Source organism: Burkholderia alba (assembly GCF_034721475.1).
In the GTDB taxonomy this organism is placed as follows: Bacteria; Pseudomonadota; Gammaproteobacteria; order Burkholderiales; family Burkholderiaceae; genus Burkholderia; species Burkholderia alba.
Window position 1 is genome coordinate 1 of sequence record NZ_JAWJWL010000053.1, and the last position, 17123, is coordinate 17123.

The window sequence follows — 17123 nt, forward strand, 5'->3', positions numbered from 1 at the left end:
CCTTGTTCGGTCGGAAACGACCACAAGATTTCTTCGCCGTCGCGGCCATTCACCGTGCGATTTCCCTTGCGCAGTGTTTTGACCAGGCTGAAATTGGCCGGTAGCGACGCGCTATCGATGCGCTGCAGCAAGGTTTTTTCTCCTGCCTTGGTCGTGGTGCTGGCGCTGACCGTGATGACGATGCCGGGCCACTGCGGGAATTTGAAGCTCATCCCGGCATTTTCGTATTGCGGGGTTGTGCCGTCATCGGCGATGAATCCATCTTTCAGGCAGAATCCGGGCTGAGAAGGTATGTCGTCCGAACTGCGCGCACGAAGCTTCGGAAGCACGCTCGTTTGCATAGCTGATAAAACGCTTGAATATTTGTCCGGTCGGGTGCCTTCTTGAGTCATTTCAAAAGAATGCCCGCCATCCCATCGATGAGCCTCAAAACCAATTGATGGACCGGTTAATAATTTTTGCGTTAATTCAAAAATCCAAATGGATGATGATATTTTCTTGGTGTCTTTTAATAGATAGCCATTCTTTTGTTTTACGGATTTTATCGATGCTTCGCGGAGCTCCATGCTTTTGCCAAACTCAGCCTCGCTTGATGGAGATGAGTCTATGCGTCCATATTTATATTCGGACGCCTGGCCGTTGACTTTGGCGCCAGCAGGGATGTCCACCAAATAACGACCAAAGCAATATGTTTTAGCTTCACTCATTGAAGGCTCTTTTGCATGGCAAGTTGAAAAAATAAAACCGATGAAAAATATCGCCTCAATTAATCGCTTAGCCATATTACCCCTTGCATGAAGGAAGCTCACTCGCTGCCGGAGCCAGCTGTACTATTTTTGCCACGCAGTATAGTACGTTGCTCAGTACGTTGTCATTTTTATAGCTGCCTGGATGATCAAATCCGGTCATGCTAAAAACTTTTGGCGTTGGTGTTGCATTGGCAATCAAGGATCCGGACTGAAGTGGCACAGTTCCGTCACCAGAGTTTGTCTTATCTTCATTGGTTGGCTTCTGGTGATTCTCCAGCTTCAATTTCACCTTTTCCTCTCCGAATGATTCGGTTCCGCTGTCGAGATCTTGCAGATGGAGTCACCGGGGGTAAATCCGTCGAGCGTATTCGGACAACCCGTGAAGCGATATGCCTGAATGCAGTCGTGACGGTGGATTCCAAGCGGGTTGTAAGTCTTGTCGCGATAGGGCTGGACGGTTGCCGCCGCGATGCGGCGATCCGGCCCACCGGCATACGGCCCGGAGGACCCTCACTCGCCCCGCGATTTCTCCGCCTGCACGAAACTGAGCGCGTCGTCCGCGAACCGGCGCAGCAGCCGTGCCAGTTCCGCGACCTCCCTAGGATCCCATGCCGCCATCAGCCCGGTGAGGATCTTCTCTCTCGCACCGTCCAGCGCACGGGTCATGGTCCGCCCCTTTGCGGTGACGACCGCTTCCTTGATCCGGGCGTCCTGGCCGTTGACCTGGCGGGCGACCAGCCCCAACCCTTCGAGCTTCGTGACTTGCCGGCTGACGGTCGTGTAGTCGCGCCCGCACAGCTCGGCCAGTTCGCCGATCCCGAGCGGACCCTTGCGCTCGATGCGCGCGAGCAACGGGAACAACGCGCGGTCGAGATCGACGCCCGCCAGTGCGATGAGCGCGGCGTCCGGCTGCGGCCGGTTCAGCACGCCGGTGACATCGAGAAGCGCATCGCGCAGTTGCAACAGGTCTCGCTTCATGGGTTTTCCTGCTTGAATAATGTGTGCATAATACACGCATTTTCAACCGGCCGACATGCGCTTCGCAGAGGCCGAGCCTTCATTTCAAGGGGTGCGACATGAAAGCAGCGATGGTGGTCGAGGCGGGGCAGGCGCCGGTCTACGGCGAATTCGATGATCCGGCCCCCGCGCCGGGCAAGCGTCTCGTGCGGGTCACCGCCGCGGCGATCAGCCATGTGACGCGAAGCCGGGCGTCGGGCCGGCACTACAGCGCGGACGACGCGCTGCCCTTCATCCCCGGCGTCGACGGCACCGGCATCGCGGAAGACGGGCGGCGCGTCTATTTCCTGCTGCCCGAGAAACCCTACGGCGCGATGGCGGCGCTGTGTCCGGTGGACGACCGGCACTGCATCGCGCTGCCCGACGGTCTCGACGAGCAGGCCGCCGCCGCGATGGCGATCCCGGGCATGTCGTCATGGGCGGCGCTGGTCGAGCGGGCGAAACTGGGCGCGGGCGAAACCGTGCTGATCAACGGCGCGACCGGTGCGTCGGGGCGTCTGGCGATCCAGATCGCCCGGCACCTCGGCGCGGGAAAAATCATCGCGACGGGGCGCCGGTCCGGCGCGTTCGACGAGCTCAGGCGGCTCGGCGCCGACGCGATCGTCCCGCTGACGGAGGACAGGGATGCCCTCGAGCAGGCTTTCATGGACGCATGCCGGCAGGGCGTCGACGTGGTGCTCGATTACCTGTGGGGCAGCAGCGCGGAGGCACTCGTGATCGCGGTCGCGAAAGCCGGCCCGGCGGGCCGGCCGATCCGCTATGTGCAGATCGGCGCGATCGGCGGGGCGGACATCAGCCTGCCGGGCGCCGCGCTGCGATCCTCCGCGCTGCAGCTGATGGGCAGCGGGATCGGCAGCGTGCCGTTCCCCCGGTTGCTGAAATCCGTTCAGGGCGTGCTGGAAGCGGCGTCGCCGGCGGGCTTCGAAATCGCCGTCCAGGCGGCGCCGCTCGCCGACGTGACCCGCGCGTGGGGGGCCGGAGGCAGCGATTCACGGGTCGTCCTGCTGCCTTGAACGGCTTCACGCGAGGGTCGTCGCGGTGCGGACCTGGTTGCGCAGGCATCCCAGCGCGTCGAGCGTCGTCTCCACGGCCTGGTCCAGCGGCGTGTGGGGTTCGTATCCGAGCGTGGCCACCAGCCGCGCATTGTCCATCCGCAGCGGCGTGCGCCACAGATAGCGCATCTCGCGCATTTCCCGGAAGGTCGTGACGAACGGCGCGGCGACGGTCAGCAGCCACCACGGAAACCTGGCGGCGCGCGGTTCGGCGCCGGTGCGCCGCGCGACCGCCCGGCGGATCGCGGCCGTCATGTGCGTGCCGTCGTCGTCCCAGTGCCCGGCCATGTGAAAGCTGGCGAAGGCGTCGAGCGTGTCGCGGCGCGCGAGCAGTTCGACCATCGTGCGCGCGACGTCCGGCAGATACGACCATTGGTGGCCGACGCCGGCCTGTCCCGGCACGAGGACCGAGCGCACCGGCCGGTCCGGCTTGACGAGCCCCTGCGAGAACCAGTTGTTGCGCGCGTGCGAACCGAAGAAATCGCCGGCCCGCACGATCAGCACGCGCGCGCCGGTCCGGCTCGCGTCGAGCAGACGCCGTTCCATCTCGACCCGGATCGCCCCCTTGCGCGTTTGCGGACGTTGCGGCGAATCCTCGCGCAGCGTGGGCCATGCATCCGGCCCGAAGTTGTAGACCGTGCCGGGCAGAACGATGGTCGCGCCCGTCGCCCGCGCGGCGGCGATCGTATGATCGAGCATCGGCAGGACCCGTTCCTTCCAGCCTCGGTAGCCGGGCGGATTGACCGCATGCACGATCGCGGCGCAGCCCTCGGCGGCATCGGCGACGTCCCGCGCGTTCATCGCATCGCCGCGCAGCCACAGGATGCCGTCGCGGCGCTCGGCCGGCTGTGCCGCGCCGCGCGCCAGCGCCCGCACCTGCCAGCCCGCATCGCGCAGCTGCCGCGCGACTTCGCCGCCGATGCCGCCTGTCGCGCCCAGTACCAGGACCGTGGAAGAGGGGTTCATGATGTGCTCCGGTTCGTGGTTGATGCGTGCATTCTGGACCTCGTCCGGTTAGATTAAAATTGGCGAAACCTGTGTATCCGCTATACATTTTTGTATGACATCGACCATCGGCTGGGAGCTGTACCGTTCGTTCCTCGGGGTGTTGCGCGAGGGTTCGCTGTCCGGCGCGGCGCGCGCGCTGGACATCACGCAGCCGACGGCGGGGCGGCACGTCGCCGCGCTGGAGGCGGCGCTCGGCGTCACGCTGTTCACGCGCTCGCCGGCCGGCCTGCTGCCGACCGAGGCGGCGCTCGCGTTGCGCGGCCATGCGGAAGCGATGGAAAGCACGGCCGCCTCGCTCGAACGCGCCGCTGCCGGCTACGGCGAAGGGGTGCGCGGCATCGTGCGGATCTCGGCGAGCGAGGTGATCGGCGTGGAGGTGCTGCCGCCGATCGTCGGGAGGCTGCGCGCGCGCCATCCGGCGCTGAAGATCGAACTGGTGCTGACGAACCGGGTGCAGGATCTGCTGCGCCGCGAAGCCGACATCGCGGTGCGCATGACGCGTCCGCAGCAGGCGCAGCTGGTCGCGCGGCGCATCGGCCGGATCGAGCTGGGCCTGCACGCGCATCGCGACTATCTGGCGCGGCACGGCACGCCGCGCAGTCTCGGCGATCTCGCGGATCACGCGGTGATCGGCTACGACCAGCCGACTCCGTTCATCCGCGAGATAGCGAAGCGGGTGCCGGGGTTCGAGCGTGTGAACTTCGCGTTCAGCACCGACAGCGATCTCGCGCAACTGGCGCTGATTCGCAGCGGCACCGGCATCGGCGGGTGCCAGGTCAGGTTGGCGCAGCGCGATGCCGCGCTCGTGAGGGTGCTGCCGAAGGCCTTCGCCGCGCAGATGGAAACCTGGATCACGATGCACGAGGACCTGCGCGGCAGTCCGCGCTGCCGCGCGACGTTCGATGCGCTGGTGGACGGGCTGACGGAGTATGTGAAGTAGGGGGCGTGTCCGACGCCGCGCCGAAGCGGGCTCAACGCGCGGGGATCGTCGTCATGGGTGTCGATGCGACGCTCGGGACGCCGCGTGAAGCGCCGGTCGGTGACGCGTGGCGGGCGATACGGGACGATCGGCCGCGCCGCGACGCGGCGTGCACGGTGTCGGGCGGCGCGTCAGCGCTGCGACGCATCGACGCTCGCCGCCCGGAATGCGCTCGGCGTCTGCCCCGCCCATTTGCGAAACGCCCGCGTGAAATTCGCGGGATCGGTGAAGGCCAGCCGCTCGGCGATGGTTTTCAGATCGAGATCCGACGCGCTCAGCAAGTGGCGCGCGTCGCGAAACCGCGCTTCGTCGAACAGCGCGCGATAGCTCGATCCGGCGTCGAGCAGACGCCGCCGCAGCGTGCGGGTCGACAGCAGCAGCCGCTTCGCGAGCGCATCGGGGCTCGGATAGCCGGATGCCGGCCCCGCCAGTTCCGCGCGCACCCGCTCGACGATGTCGCCTTCCTCCTGCCGCACGTCCGCATACTCCCGCTCGACCTGCACGAGCGCCTGCCGGTGCGCGACCTCGTCGGACATCACGAGCGGCCAATCGAGCGCGGGCCGCGCGATCCACAGCGCATTCGCGGCGCAGTCGAACCGCACGCGCGGCAGCCGGTCGCGATAGCGCGCGTAGTAGTCGGGCTCGGGCCACGCGAACTGCAGTTCGATGTCGGGCGCATCACGCCCGGTCAGCGCGGCGATGCTGTGCGCGAGACCGGTCAGCACGATCTCGAACATCACGTGATGCTGGAGGATCGGAATCGCCTGCACGCCGGACAGCGCGAGCGTCGCGCCCGCGTCGTGCTCCGCGAACTGCAGCCGGTATTGACGGTTGCGCATCCGGAAGTAGCGCGCGTGGACCCGCAACGATTCGCGCAGGTCGGGCGCCGTCATCGCCGCGTAGCCGAGGAAGCCGTGCACCGACATCCGCAGCCGCAGCCCCAGTTCGAACCCGAGGCCCTCGTCGCCGCTCAGCCGGATCGCGTTGAGCACGAGGCGCGCCCATTGCGACGGCGGCACGCGCGCGTCCGGCTCGGCGAGCACGTCGTCGCGCAGCCCGGTGCCGGCGCGCGCCTGCCGCGCGTCGATGCCGCGTTCGTCGAATACCTGCAGGAGCAGCCGCAGGTAGGCGACGGGAATCGTCGGTCGCCGCAGGCCCAGGTTGTCTTTGGTGGATCGTCGCGCCATCGTTTTTGGCCGTAAATGACAAGCATTATGGCTGTTTCCCCCCTCACGCTCAAGCGGAGGACGCGCCTACGATGGCGGACACAACGATTCCCCCTACGCCCCATGACCGCTTCCTTTCCCCACCTGCTGGCCCCGCTCGACCTGGGTTTCACCACGCTGAAGAACCGGGTGCTGATGGGTTCGATGCACACCGGCCTCGAGGACAGCCGCAAGACGCTGCCCCGGCTCGCCGACTACTACGCGGAGCGCGCGCGCGGCGATGTCGGCCTGATCGTGACGGGCGGTTTCGCGCCCAACGTCGCCGGCTGGACCAAGCCGTTCGGCGGCACGCTGTCGACGAGCGGCGCCGCGCGCCGCCATCGCGTGATTCCGGATGCGGTGCACGCGGAAGGCGGCAAGATCGCGTTGCAGATCCTGCATACCGGCCGCTACGGCTATCACCCGCTCGCGGTCGCGCCGTCGCGGATCAAGTCGCCGATTTCGCCGTTCACGCCGCATGCGCTCACGGCGCGCGGCGTCGAGCGCCAGATCCGCGCGTTCGTGCGCTGCGCGGAACTCGCGCGCGAAGCCGGCTACGACGGCGTCGAGATCATGGGCTCCGAGGGGTATCTGATCAACCAGTTCATCTCGCTGCACACGAACAAGCGCACCGACGAATGGGGCGGCTCGTATGCGAACCGGATGCGGCTGCCGGTCGAGATCGTGAAACGCACGCGCGCGGCGCTCGGCCGGGATTTCATCATCATCTACCGGCTGTCGATGCTCGACCTGATTCCCGACGGCAGCAACTGGACCGAAGTGGTGCAGTTGGCGAAGGCCGTGGAGGCGGCGGGCGCGACGATCATCAACACCGGGATCGGCTGGCACGAGGCGCGCGTGCCGACGATCGCGACGTCGGTGCCGCGCGGCGCGTTCGCGTGGGTCACGCAGAAGATGAAAGGCGAGGTCGGCATCCCGCTCGTGACGACCAACCGGATCAACCGCCCGGAAGTCGCCGAGCAGATTCTCGCGGACGGCTGCGCGGACATGGTGTCGATGGCCCGCCCGTTCCTCGCCGACGCGGACTTCGTGAAGAAGGCCGCCGAAGGCCGCGCCGATGAAATCAACACCTGCATCGGCTGCAACCAGGCGTGTCTCGATCACGCGTTCAAGAATCAGGTCGCGTCGTGCCTGCTGAATCCGCGCGCGTGCCACGAAACGCTGCTCAACTATGTGCCCGTCAAACGTTCGAAGCGCGTCGCGGTGATCGGCGCGGGGCCGGCGGGCCTCGCGTGTGCGACGTTGCTCGCGCAGCGCGGACATCGCGTCGAGCTGTTCGACGGCGCGGCGGAAATCGGCGGCCAGTTCAATCTCGCGAAGCGGATTCCCGGCAAGGAGGAGTTCCACGAAGCGCTGCGCTACTTCGCGCGGCAGATCGACCTGACCGGGGTGGCGCTGCATCTGAACCGCCGCGTCGACGCGCAGGCGCTGATCGCGGCCGGCTACGACGAGGTGGTGCTCGCGACCGGCGTGACGCCGCGCGATCCACGCATTCCCGGGCAGGATCACCCGAAGGTGCTGAGCTATATCGACGTGCTCGGCCGCAATCGGCCGGTCGGCGCGCGGGTCGCGGTGGTGGGCGCGGGCGGGATCGGCTTCGACGTGTCCGAGTTCCTCGTGCAGGACGGCGAATCGACGACGCTCGACCTGGATGCGTGGAAGGCGGAGTGGGGCGTGAGCGATCCGGCCGCGGTGCGCGGCGGCGTGACGCGCGCCGCGGTGACGCCGCCCGCGCGCCGCGTCACGCTCCTGCAGCGCAAGGCGACGGGCGTCGGCAAGGGGCTGGGCAAGACGACCGGCTGGATCCATCGCGCGACGCTCAAGATGAAGCAGGTCGAGATGATCGGCGGCGCCAACTACGAGCGGATCGACGATCGCGGGCTGCACATCACGTTCGGCGAGCAGCGCACGAAGCCGACGGTGATCGAAGCCGATACGATCGTGCTGTGCACCGGCCAGGAACCGCAGCGCGCGCTGTACGAACCGCTGAAGGCGGCGGGCGTATCGGTGCATCTGATCGGCGGCGCGGATCTCGCCGCGGAGCTGGACGCGAAGCGCGCGATCGATCAGGGCGCGCGGCTGGCGGCGCAGCTGTGAGCGCCGCGCGGGCGGCCGGCATGACGCTGCGCCGCCCGCCCGCGCCGGGGCTGCGTTAGCCCGCCTGGCGCCTGCGCCGAGCGTTCCCCGGTCCGGGCGGACGCCGGCGCGCATGCCTCTCGATGCGGCGGCTCCCTCGACGCCCCCGCATTCACACCTTCATCGCCGTGCTCGCGTTGTCGTCGTTCAGTTGCACCTGCAGCACCGCGTCGCGCTTGTCGAGCAGATGCTGGCGCAGGATCGTCGCGAGCCGCTTGCCGTCGCGGTCGTCGAGCGCCTTCAGCATCTCGTCGTGATCGTGGATCGCACGATCCCACTTCGGAATCTGGAAATTCGACCGGAACCGCAGCGACTGGATACGCCGGTTCACCGCCAGGTAGGTCTGGCGCAGCGCGGTATTGCGCGCGGCTTCGTTGATCTTGTCGTGGATCTGCTGGTTGAGCCGGTAATAGCCGGCGAGGTCGTTCTGCGCGCGGCACGCGAGCATCGCGTAATGCAGCGCCCGGATCTCCGCGATCTCCGCCGGGGTGATCCGCTCGCAGGCCAGCTCCCCTGAAAACGCCTCCAGCCCGCTCATCAGCTCGAAGGTCTCGCGCAGCTCCGCTTCCGACATCCTCGACACCGACGCGCCGCGGTTCGGCGCGATGTCGATCAGCCCTTCCGCCGCGAGCACCTTGAGCGCCTCGCGCAGCGGCGTGCGCGAGATGCCGAGCATCTCGCACAGCTCGCGCTCGTTCAGCTTCTTGCCCGGCTCCAGCACGCCTTCGATGATGAAGCCGCGAATGTGCTCGACCACCGTGTCGTGCAGCCGCTGGCGCTCGACTTTCGGAATGACCGGCGTGGCGCCGGTCTCACGATCAAGATTCGAATCTTGCATACAAAAACCCGTTCTCATGCGTGCTCGCATTCTACCCCACATCGCTCTTTCCCATTAAATCAAGGGTAAACCACGTCGAAATTGTTCTTTGAATGCAATCGATGTCGTTGATATAGTTTTTTGCATGCAAAATTCAATCGGAGAAGATCTATGCTGACCCTCGATTTCCACCCCGCCGGCCGCCACTTCCTGCAGATCCCCGGGCCGAGCCCGGTGCCGGACCGCATCCTGCGGGCGATGAGCTACCCGACGATCGATCATCGCGGGCCGGAATTCGGCGCGCTCGGGCTCAAGGTGCTCGCGGGCATTCAGCAGATCTTCAAGACCCGGCAGCCGGTGGTGATCTATCCGGCATCGGGGACGGGCGCCTGGGAGGCGGCGCTGTCGAATACGCTGAGCCCCGGCGACGCGGTGCTGATGTACGAGACGGGCCACTTCGCGACGCTGTGGCGAAAGATGGCGCAGAACCTCGGCCTGCAGCCGGAGTTCATCGGCCTGCCGGGCATCGAGGGCTGGCGGCGCGGGGTGCAGGCCGACCTGATCGAGGCGCGGCTGCGCGCCGATAGCGGGCATGCGCTCAAGGCGGTATGCGTCGTGCACAACGAGACGTCGACCGGCGTCACGTCGGACATCGCGGCCGTGCGCCGCGCGATCGACGCGGCGGGCCATCCGGCGCTGCTGATCGTCGATACGATCTCGGGCCTCGCGTGCGCCGACTACCGGCACGACGAATGGGGCGTGGACGTCACCGTGTCCGGCTCGCAGAAGGGCTTGATGCTGCCGCCGGGCATCAGCTTCAACGCGCTGTCGCGCAAGGCGCTGGAGGCGAGCCGCCGCGCGGGCCTGCCGCGCAGCTTCTGGGCGTGGGACGAAATCGTCGAGATGAACCGTACCGGCTACTGGCCGTATACGCCGAACACGAACCTGCTGTACGGCCTGTCGGAAGCGCTCGACATGATTCTCGGCGAAGGGCTCGACCGGGTGTTCGCGCGGCATGCGCGGCTCGGCGAGGCGTGCCGTCGCGCGGTGCGCGCCTGGGGTCTCGAGATCCAGTGCGCGGACCCGGCGGTCTACAGCCCGGTGCTGACGGGCGTGATGATGCCGGACGGGATCGACGCCGACGCGGTCCGCCAGGTGATCTACGAACGCTTCGACATGTCGCTCGGCGCGGGACTCGGCAAGCTGAAGGGCCGCATGTTCCGGATCGGCCACCTCGGCGACTGCAACGACCTGACCTTGCTCGCGACGCTCGCGGGCTGCGAGATGGGGCTGCGCGTCGCGGGCGTGCCGCTCGCGGCAAGCGGCCTGCCGGAGGCGATGGCCCATCTCGCCGACACGGCCGCGCCCGATCTGAAAGCGGCCGCCTGAGCGGCCGCGGGCCGCGCCCGCTTCTTCCTTCCGATGACCGACCCGCGCGGCGCCCGCCGCGCGCGCTTCATGCAAGGCCCGCCGCAACGGCGGGTGCAGCAAGCAGGCAGTCAGCACTGACCGGCGACCGCTCGGCGAATGGCTTCGCGAGCAGGCGCACATGACCCGGCACCGACCGCGTCATTCATAACCCGCACACGGAGACACACGATGAAACGGTTTCGACTGACCCGCCCGACGACGGTCGTGCTGGGCATGCTATGCGTGATGTATTTCATCACCTATCTGGACCGGGTGAACGTCAGTACGGCGGCGGCCGGCTTCGGCAAGGAGTTCGGCCTGTCGCACACGGAGGTCGGGCTGGTGTTCTCGGCGTTCGCGTATCCCTACCTCGTGTTCCAGGTGATCGGCGGCTGGGTCAGCGATCGGTTCGGCGCGAAGCGCACGCTGATCGTCTGCGGCGTGCTGTGGGCCTGCGCGACGCTCGCGACGGGCTTCGCGGGCGGTCTCGTATCGCTGCTCGCCGCGCGCCTCTTGCTCGGCCTCGGCGAAGGCGCGACGTTTCCGGCCGCGACGTCGGCGATGTCGCGCTGGGTGGCGGCGGAGCGGCGCGGCTTCGCGCAAGGCATCACGCACGCGGCGGCGCGGATCGGCAACGCGGTCGCGCCGGGCGCGGTGGTGCTGATGATGGCGGCCTACGGCTGGCGCGAAGCGTTCTATATCTGCGGGATCATCAGTCTGGTCTGGGTCGCGCTGTGGTGCGTCACCTTCACCGAGCATCCGCAGGACCATCCGCGCATCACGCGCGAGGAGCTGGCGGCGCTGCCCGAGCCGAAGCCGAAGCGCGCGGGCGTGCCGTGGAGGATGCTGTTCCGGCGCATGGCGCCCGTCACGATCGTCTACTTCTGCTACGGCTGGACGCTGTGGCTGTTCCTGAGCTGGATCCCGCAGTACTTCCTGCACAGCTATCAGCTGGATCTGAAGAAATCCGCGGTGTTCGCGTCCGCCGTGTTCCTCGCGGGCGTGCTGGGCGACACGCTCGGCGGCATCGTCACCGATCGCCTCTACGAGCGCACCGGCAGCCTGAAGCGCGCGCGCAGCCTGATGGTGTCGATGTGCATGCTGCTGACGCTCGCGTCGCTGGTGCCGTTGATGTTCACGCACGACCTGCTGGTGTCCGTGCTGTGCCTCGCGGCGGGGTTCTTCTTCGCCGAAATGACGATCGGCCCGATGTGGGCGATCCCGATGGACATCGCCCCCGACTACGCGGGCACCGCGAGCGGGATGATGAATACCGGCTCCGCGCTCGCGGCGATCATCTCGCCCGTGCTGTCCGGGTTTCTGATCGACCGGTTCGGCAACTGGGAGCTGCCGTTCGCCGGTAGCATGGCGCTGATGGCGCTCGGCGTGTTCCTCGCGTTCCGCATGCACCCGGAGAGCAAATTCGAGCTTCAGCCTTCGACGGGCGCCACGTCCACCGGCACGCATGCGCAATCTCATCCTCCACTTCGATCATGAACGACTCTCTTTCCCTGAGCCGCCTGCTTGAACAGGCTTTCACCCAGCAGACGCCGATCGCCGCGCTGCCGGCCGATGCGGTGCCCGCCGGCGCCGACGCCGCCTACGACACGCAGCATGCGCTGCTCGCGGCGCTCGGCGAGCGCATCGGCGGCTGGAAGGTCGGCGCGCGCACGCCGGACGGCCCGATCCAGTGCGCGCCGCTGCCCGCGCGCGGCGTGCTGTTCGAGGCGGCGAGCGTCGCGCGCGGCGCGCGCGCGACGCTCGGCCTCGAACTCGAGATCGCGTTCCGCTTCGGCCGCGTGTTCGAGCCGCGCGACGAGCCGTACGGCGACGACGAGGTACATGGCGCGATCGCGTCGATGGCGGCCACCATCGAGGCCGTCGCGAGCCGCTTCTCCGCCTGGCCCGACGTCGACCGGCTGGCGCAGCTCGCCGACCTGCAGAACCACGGCGCGCTGGCGGCGGGCGGCTTCGTGCCGTATCGCGACGATTTTCCGTTCGCGGCGCCCGCGCTGTCGTTCGAATTCGACGGCCGGGCGCTGTTCTCCGGCGTGCCCGCCAATCCGGCGGGCGATCCGCGCCGGCTGCTGACCTGGCTCGTCAACCACGCGACGCGGGCGCGGCGCGTATCGATCACGACCGACCAGGTGATCACCACCGGTACCTACATCGGGCTCGTGAGCCCGGACGGCGCGGGCACGGCCGTCGGGCACATCGACGGGCTGCCGCCCGTGCGGCTGTCGCTCGCGTAGGGACGCTCAACGTTCTTCATTCACCGCCATGACCTTGTCCCCGTCCGTCCGTCCGCAGATTCATCCGATCCATCTGGCGCCGTCCGGCGGCCGCCGTTCGCCGCCGCTCGCGCGGCGGCTGCGCGACGCGCTGCGCGGCGACGTGCTGTTCGACGCGGCGAGCCGCGGCCGCTATGCGACCGATGCGTCGATCTACCAGATCACGCCGGTCGGCGTGGTCGTGCCGCGCGACCAGGACGATCTGCGCGCGGCGCTCGACGTCGCGTTGCGCGAGGGCGTGCCGGTGCTCGCGCGCGGCGCGGGCACGAGCCAGTGCGGACAGACGGTGGGCGAGGCGCTGATCGTCGATACGTCGAAATGGCTGAACCGGATCGTCGATTTCGATCCGGCCGCGCGCACCGCGACGGTCGAGCCGGGTCTCGTGCTCGACCATCTGAACGCGTGGCTGAAACCGCACGGCCTGTGGTTTCCGGTCGACGTCTCGACCGGCATGCAGTGCACGATCGGCGGGATGGCGGGCAACAATTCGTGCGGCTCGAGGTCGATCGAGTACGGCAACATGGTGCACAACGTCGATGCGATCGACGCGATCCTCGCCGACGGTCACGAGACGCGCTTCGAGTCGCTGCGCAGCACGCCGGGAGACCCGCGCGTCGCCGCGCTCGCGACGGCGCTGCGCGGTATCGCGGCGCGCGAGCACGGCGAACTCGCCGAGCGCGTGCCGAAAGTGCTGCGGCGGGTGGGCGGCTACAACCTCGACCTGTTCGATTGCCTGAATCCGCGCGCGTACACCGACGACGGCACGGCCAATCTCGCGCACCTGCTGGTCGGCTCGGAAGGCACGCTCGCGTTCAGCCGGCAACTGGTGTTGCGGCTCGCGCCGCTGCCCGCGCACAAGACACTGGGCGTCGTCAGTTTTCCGAGTTTCAGGCAGGCGATGGCGCTGACCCGGCACATCGTGACGCTCGCGCCGTCGGCCGTCGAGCTGGTGGATCGCACGATGATCGCGCTCGCGCTCGACAATCCCGCGTTCCGGCCGGTGATCGAGCGAGCGCTGGTCGGGCGGCCGGACGCGATCCTGCTGGTCGAGTTCGCGGGCGACGAGCACGCGGCGCAGCTGCGCCGCCTCGAGGACCTCGCCGCGCTGCTGGGCGATCTCGGCCTGCCGGGCGCGGTCGTGCCGCTCGTCGACGCCGCCGCGCAGAAGGCGCTGTGGGACGTGCGCAAGGCCGGGCTCAACATCATGATGAGCATGAAGGGCGACGGCAAGCCGGTGTCGTTCATCGAGGATTGCGCCGTGCCGCTCGACCACCTCGCCGACTACACGAGCCGGCTGACCGACGTGTTTCACCGGCACGGCACCGAAGGCACCTGGTATGCGCATGCGAGCGTCGGCACTTTGCACGTGCGGCCGATTCTCGATATGCGGCGCGACGGCGCGACGAAGATGCGCGCGATCGCCGAGGAGGCGGCGGCGCTGGTGCGCGAATACAAGGGTGCGTATTCGGGCGAGCACGGCGACGGGCTGTGCCGCGGCGAATGGGTCGCGTGGCAGTACGGGCCGCGGCTCAATCGCGCGTTCGCGGAGATCAAGGCGCTGTTCGATCCCGGCAACCGCTTCAATCCCGACAAGATCGTGCGTCCGCCCAAAATGGACGACGCGCGCTACTTCCGGTTCGCGCCGGGTTATCGCGAACGACCGCATGCACCGGTGCTCGACTGGTCGGCCTGGGACGTCGCGCGCGATCCGCTGAGCGGCCGCGAAACGCCGCCGGGCACGGGCGGCGACCTGACGGGCGGACTCGCGAAAGCGGTCGAGATGTGCAACAACAACGGCCACTGCCGCAAGTTCGACGCGGGCACGATGTGTCCGAGCTACCGGGTGACGAAGGACGAGCAGCATGTCACGCGGGGCCGCGCGAACACGCTGCGGCTCGCCGTGTCCGGCCAGCTCGGCGACGCGGGCATCGCGAGCGACGAAGTGAAGGCGGCGCTCGACCTGTGCGTCTCCTGCAAGGGCTGTCGGCGCGACTGCCCGACGGGCGTCGACATGGCGAAGTTCAAGATCGAGGCGCGCGCGGCGTGGCGGGCGCGTCACGGGCTGCCGCTGCGCGACCGGCTGATCGCGTTCCTGCCGCGCTATCCGGCATGGCTGCTCGCGGCGCTGACGGCCGGGGCACGCGCGCCGCTCTTCGCGGGCTTGGGCAAGCGCTTGCTGGGGTTCGCGCAGACGCGGTCGCTGCCGCGCTTCGGCGCATCGTTTCTCGCCGGAGCGCAAGGCGCGCAGTCCGGGGCGGGTGCCGCATCCCGCGAAGTCCTGCTGTTCGTCGATACGTTCAACGACCGGATGGAAGCCGCGAACGCGCGCGCCGCGCAGCGGGTGCTCGAAGCGGCCGGCTATCGGGTCCATTTCAACCGCCGGCCGGGCGAGCGCCCCGCGTGCTGCGGGCGCACCTTCCTCGCGGCCGGTCTGGTGGACGAGGCGAAGCGCGAAGCCCGGCGCCTGCTCGATCTGCTGCTGCCGTACGCGGCGCGCGGCGTGCCGATCGTCGGGCTCGAGCCGTCCTGCCTGCTCACGCTGCGCGACGAATGCCTGCAGTACGGCTATGGCGACGACGCGCGCACGGTGGCCGGGCAGGCGTTCCTGTTCGAGGAATTCCTGGTGCGGGAGCGCGCGGCCGGTCGCTTCGACATCGCGTGGCAGCGGCTGCCCGCGCCGCGCGCATGGCTGCACGGGCACTGCCATCAGAAGGCCTTCGATGCGTTCACGCCGGTGCAGACCGTACTCGGCTGGATTCCGGGTCTCGAGGTGAAGACGATCGAATCGTCGTGCTGCGGGATGGCGGGCAGCTTCGGCTACGAGGCCGAACATGCGGACATGTCGCGCGCGATGGCGGAGCTGTCGTTGCTGCCGGCGGTGAGGCAGGCGGCACCCGGCGATCTCGTCGTCGCGGATGGCGCGAGCTGCAGACATCAGATTCACGACGGCGCGGCGCTCGACGCGCTGCACGTCGCGCGCGTGCTGGAGATGGCGCTCGCCTGAGCGTCGCGTCGCGCGACGCACCGCCGCGTGTCGGGGTGGGCGAGGCGGGAGCGCGTTCGCCTCGTCCGCTGCGCCTCCTCACCCCGCTACATCCGGACCGGCGCCTGCCGGACGGCGCGCGATGCGGGCCGAAACACGCATGCCCCGCAAGGTTCGAATCGGTATCCTGAGCACGGGAAGACCGAACGGATCGGGGCCTCGCTGTTTGCCGCCAGAAAGAAAAATCCAGTAATCCGTAGGTAATTCCGCGCGATTCCGGCTGCTCCATACTCCGCGGCAGAGTTCACCGGAGTGCATTCATGGCGTCGCCCCAGGCTTTCGCGATCGACTCCCTTCACGGTTTCGAGTTGACCGAGGACGGCCAGTATCTGATGTTGAACAGCAATCAGCCGGATCGCATCGCGCTGCATTGCTCCGTGATGCATCAGCTGCTGGCCGCGTTGTCGAACGCGATCGGCTCGTCCGAACGGATCCGGCACAAGCGCCGCGGCGTGACGTTCGCGATGCCGTGCGAAGCCTGGGCGATCGGCAGGGATGCCGGCGGCGCGCCGCACCTGATTCTCACGTTTCGCCTGCCGGGCGGTGCGGAACTGTCGTTCCAGATCCAGCCCGCGCAGGCGGTCCACATGACGGAAGTGCTGGCGGTCGCCACCGGGCAGACGCCGGCCGGCGGCCCCGCCCGCCGCCGCCTGCAATAGCGTGCCGGACGCCGCGTGCCGTTCGCCCGCCGGGCGGGCCGCGCGCGGTATCGGCCATTCATTCTGTTGATTCCCATGAAGGCACCTCCTTTCTCGACTCGCTGCGCCCGGGCGCTGGCATTCATCGGCATGAGCGCGGCGAGCGTCTCGGCGCTGGCCGCCGATCCGTTCGTGGTGAAGGACATTCGCATCGAAGGCCTGCAGCGCGTCGAGGCGGGGTCCGTGTTCGCGTACCTGCCGATCAAGCAGGGCGATACGTTCAACGACGACAAGGCGGCGGAAATCATCCGCGCGCTGTATGCGACGGGCTTCTTCGACGACGTGCGCGTGGAGACGCAGGGCAATGTGGTGATCGTCCGGGTACAGGAGCGCCCGGCGATCGCGACGATCGATTTCTCCGGCGTCAAGGAATTCGACAAGGACAACCTGGAGAAGGCGCTGAAGGCGGTCGGGCTGTCGCAGGGCCGGTATTACGACAAGGAACTCGTCGACAAGGCCGAGCAGGAGCTGAAACGTCAGTACCTGACGCGCGGCTTCTACGCGGCGGAAGTGTCGACGACGGTCACGCCGGTCGACGCGAACCGCGTGTCGATCCTGTTCGCGGTCATCGAGGGGCCGAGCGCGAAGATCCGCCAGGTCAACTTCATCGGCAACAAGACCTTCAGCACCGGCACGCTGCGCGACGAAATGCAGCTGTCGACGCCGAACTGGTTCTCCTGGTACACGAAGAACGATC

At 67.9% G+C, this 17123-nt stretch carries 15 protein-coding genes; 9 read left to right on the forward strand and 6 right to left on the reverse strand.

Going from position 1 to position 17123, the window contains the following annotated elements:
* The 3 genes from RZR99_RS30635 to RZR99_RS30645 all read right to left on the reverse strand — a co-directional run.
* On the reverse strand, window positions 1–782 hold a 782-nt coding region (locus RZR99_RS30635; RefSeq protein ID WP_323123503.1), incomplete at its 3' end, for a T6SS immunity protein Tli4 family protein.
* A gap of 1 nt (window position 783) precedes the next feature.
* The gene (locus RZR99_RS30640) at window positions 784–1038 is read right to left on the reverse strand and encodes a hypothetical protein (RefSeq protein ID WP_323123504.1); all 255 of its coding nucleotides are present in this window, start codon (window positions 1036–1038) and stop codon (window positions 784–786) included.
* A gap of 221 nt (window positions 1039–1259) precedes the next feature.
* Complete coding sequence (locus RZR99_RS30645) at window positions 1260–1727, reverse strand: MarR family winged helix-turn-helix transcriptional regulator (RefSeq protein WP_323123505.1); 468 nt, start codon at window positions 1725–1727, stop codon at window positions 1260–1262.
* A 98-nt stretch (window positions 1728–1825) separates the two neighbouring features.
* On the opposite strand from RZR99_RS30645, the gene RZR99_RS30650 reads away from it, so the two are divergent.
* Window positions 1826–2779 carry a quinone oxidoreductase family protein gene (locus tag RZR99_RS30650; protein WP_323123506.1) on the forward strand — a complete coding sequence of 318 codons (954 nt, stop codon included), beginning with the start codon at window positions 1826–1828 and terminating at the stop codon, window positions 2777–2779.
* 6 nt (window positions 2780–2785) lie between these two features.
* Here the strand turns inward: RZR99_RS30650 and RZR99_RS30655 are convergent, their stop codons facing one another.
* Window positions 2786–3784: an NAD(P)H-binding protein gene (locus RZR99_RS30655; RefSeq protein ID WP_323123507.1), complete on the reverse strand. Its 999-nt coding sequence runs from the start codon at window positions 3782–3784 to the stop codon at window positions 2786–2788.
* 94 nt (window positions 3785–3878) lie between these two features.
* Here RZR99_RS30655 and RZR99_RS30660 point away from each other — a divergent pair, with 94 nt between their 5' ends.
* Window positions 3879–4766, forward strand: coding sequence for a LysR family transcriptional regulator (locus RZR99_RS30660; protein ID WP_323123508.1), 888 nt, complete (start codon window positions 3879–3881; stop codon window positions 4764–4766).
* 170 nt (window positions 4767–4936) lie between these two features.
* Here RZR99_RS30660 and RZR99_RS30665 read toward each other — a convergent pair whose 3' ends face one another.
* Entirely contained in the window at window positions 4937–5992 is a 1056-nt protein-coding gene (locus RZR99_RS30665) for an AraC family transcriptional regulator (protein WP_323123509.1), read from the reverse strand.
* Window positions 5993–6094: 102 nt separating this feature from the next.
* Between RZR99_RS30665 and RZR99_RS30670 the strand changes: the two genes are divergently transcribed.
* Window positions 6095–8128 carry an NADPH-dependent 2,4-dienoyl-CoA reductase gene (locus RZR99_RS30670; RefSeq protein ID WP_323123510.1) on the forward strand — a complete coding sequence of 678 codons (2034 nt, stop codon included), beginning with the start codon at window positions 6095–6097 and terminating at the stop codon, window positions 8126–8128.
* 151 nt (window positions 8129–8279) lie between these two features.
* Here RZR99_RS30670 and RZR99_RS30675 read toward each other — a convergent pair whose 3' ends face one another.
* Window positions 8280–9005, reverse strand: coding sequence for a GntR family transcriptional regulator (locus RZR99_RS30675; RefSeq protein WP_323123511.1), 726 nt, complete (start codon window positions 9003–9005; stop codon window positions 8280–8282).
* A 150-nt stretch (window positions 9006–9155) separates the two neighbouring features.
* Between RZR99_RS30675 and RZR99_RS30680 the strand changes: the two genes are divergently transcribed.
* From RZR99_RS30680 to RZR99_RS30705, 6 genes are all read left to right on the forward strand, one after another.
* Complete coding sequence (locus RZR99_RS30680; RefSeq protein ID WP_323123512.1) at window positions 9156–10373, forward strand: pyridoxal-phosphate-dependent aminotransferase family protein; 1218 nt, start codon at window positions 9156–9158, stop codon at window positions 10371–10373.
* 210 nt (window positions 10374–10583) lie between these two features.
* Window positions 10584–11891, forward strand: coding sequence for an MFS transporter (locus RZR99_RS30685; protein ID WP_323123513.1), 1308 nt, complete (start codon window positions 10584–10586; stop codon window positions 11889–11891).
* A complete protein-coding gene (locus tag RZR99_RS30690) occupies window positions 11888–12646 on the forward strand; it encodes a 2-keto-4-pentenoate hydratase (RefSeq protein WP_323123514.1) in 759 nt (252 codons plus the stop codon). The genes RZR99_RS30685 and RZR99_RS30690 overlap by 4 nt, the downstream gene beginning before the upstream one ends.
* A 28-nt stretch (window positions 12647–12674) precedes the next feature.
* Entirely contained in the window at window positions 12675–15689 is a 3015-nt protein-coding gene (locus RZR99_RS30695; protein WP_323123515.1) for an FAD-binding and (Fe-S)-binding domain-containing protein, read from the forward strand.
* Between the two features lie 299 nt (window positions 15690–15988).
* Window positions 15989–16387, forward strand: coding sequence for a hypothetical protein (locus tag RZR99_RS30700; protein WP_323123516.1), 399 nt, complete (start codon window positions 15989–15991; stop codon window positions 16385–16387).
* A gap of 129 nt (window positions 16388–16516) precedes the next feature.
* The coding region (locus RZR99_RS30705) for a POTRA domain-containing protein (protein WP_323123517.1) at window positions 16517–17123 on the forward strand (607 nt) is incomplete at its 3' end.

Bases quoted from the DNA above. Each gene is read 5' to 3' on its own strand.
- RZR99_RS30645 (WP_323123505.1), bottom strand. From the start codon at position 1,727: ATGAAGCGAGACCTGTTGCAACTGCGCGATGCGCTTCTCGATGTCACC.
- RZR99_RS30650 (WP_323123506.1), top strand. From the start codon at position 1,826: ATGAAAGCAGCGATGGTGGTCGAGGCGGGGCAGGCGCCGGTCTACGGC.
- RZR99_RS30655 (WP_323123507.1), bottom strand. From the start codon at position 3,784: ATGAACCCCTCTTCCACGGTCCTGGTACTGGGCGCGACAGGCGGCATC.
- RZR99_RS30660 (WP_323123508.1), top strand. From the start codon at position 3,879: ATGACATCGACCATCGGCTGGGAGCTGTACCGTTCGTTCCTCGGGGTG.
- RZR99_RS30665 (WP_323123509.1), bottom strand. From the start codon at position 5,992: ATGGCGCGACGATCCACCAAAGACAACCTGGGCCTGCGGCGACCGACG.
- RZR99_RS30670 (WP_323123510.1), top strand. From the start codon at position 6,095: ATGACCGCTTCCTTTCCCCACCTGCTGGCCCCGCTCGACCTGGGTTTC.
- RZR99_RS30675 (WP_323123511.1), bottom strand. From the start codon at position 9,005: ATGCAAGATTCGAATCTTGATCGTGAGACCGGCGCCACGCCGGTCATT.
- RZR99_RS30680 (WP_323123512.1), top strand. From the start codon at position 9,156: ATGCTGACCCTCGATTTCCACCCCGCCGGCCGCCACTTCCTGCAGATC.
- RZR99_RS30685 (WP_323123513.1), top strand. From the start codon at position 10,584: ATGAAACGGTTTCGACTGACCCGCCCGACGACGGTCGTGCTGGGCATG.
- RZR99_RS30690 (WP_323123514.1), top strand. From the start codon at position 11,888: ATGAACGACTCTCTTTCCCTGAGCCGCCTGCTTGAACAGGCTTTCACC.
- RZR99_RS30695 (WP_323123515.1), top strand. From the start codon at position 12,675: ATGACCTTGTCCCCGTCCGTCCGTCCGCAGATTCATCCGATCCATCTG.
- RZR99_RS30700 (WP_323123516.1), top strand. From the start codon at position 15,989: ATGGCGTCGCCCCAGGCTTTCGCGATCGACTCCCTTCACGGTTTCGAG.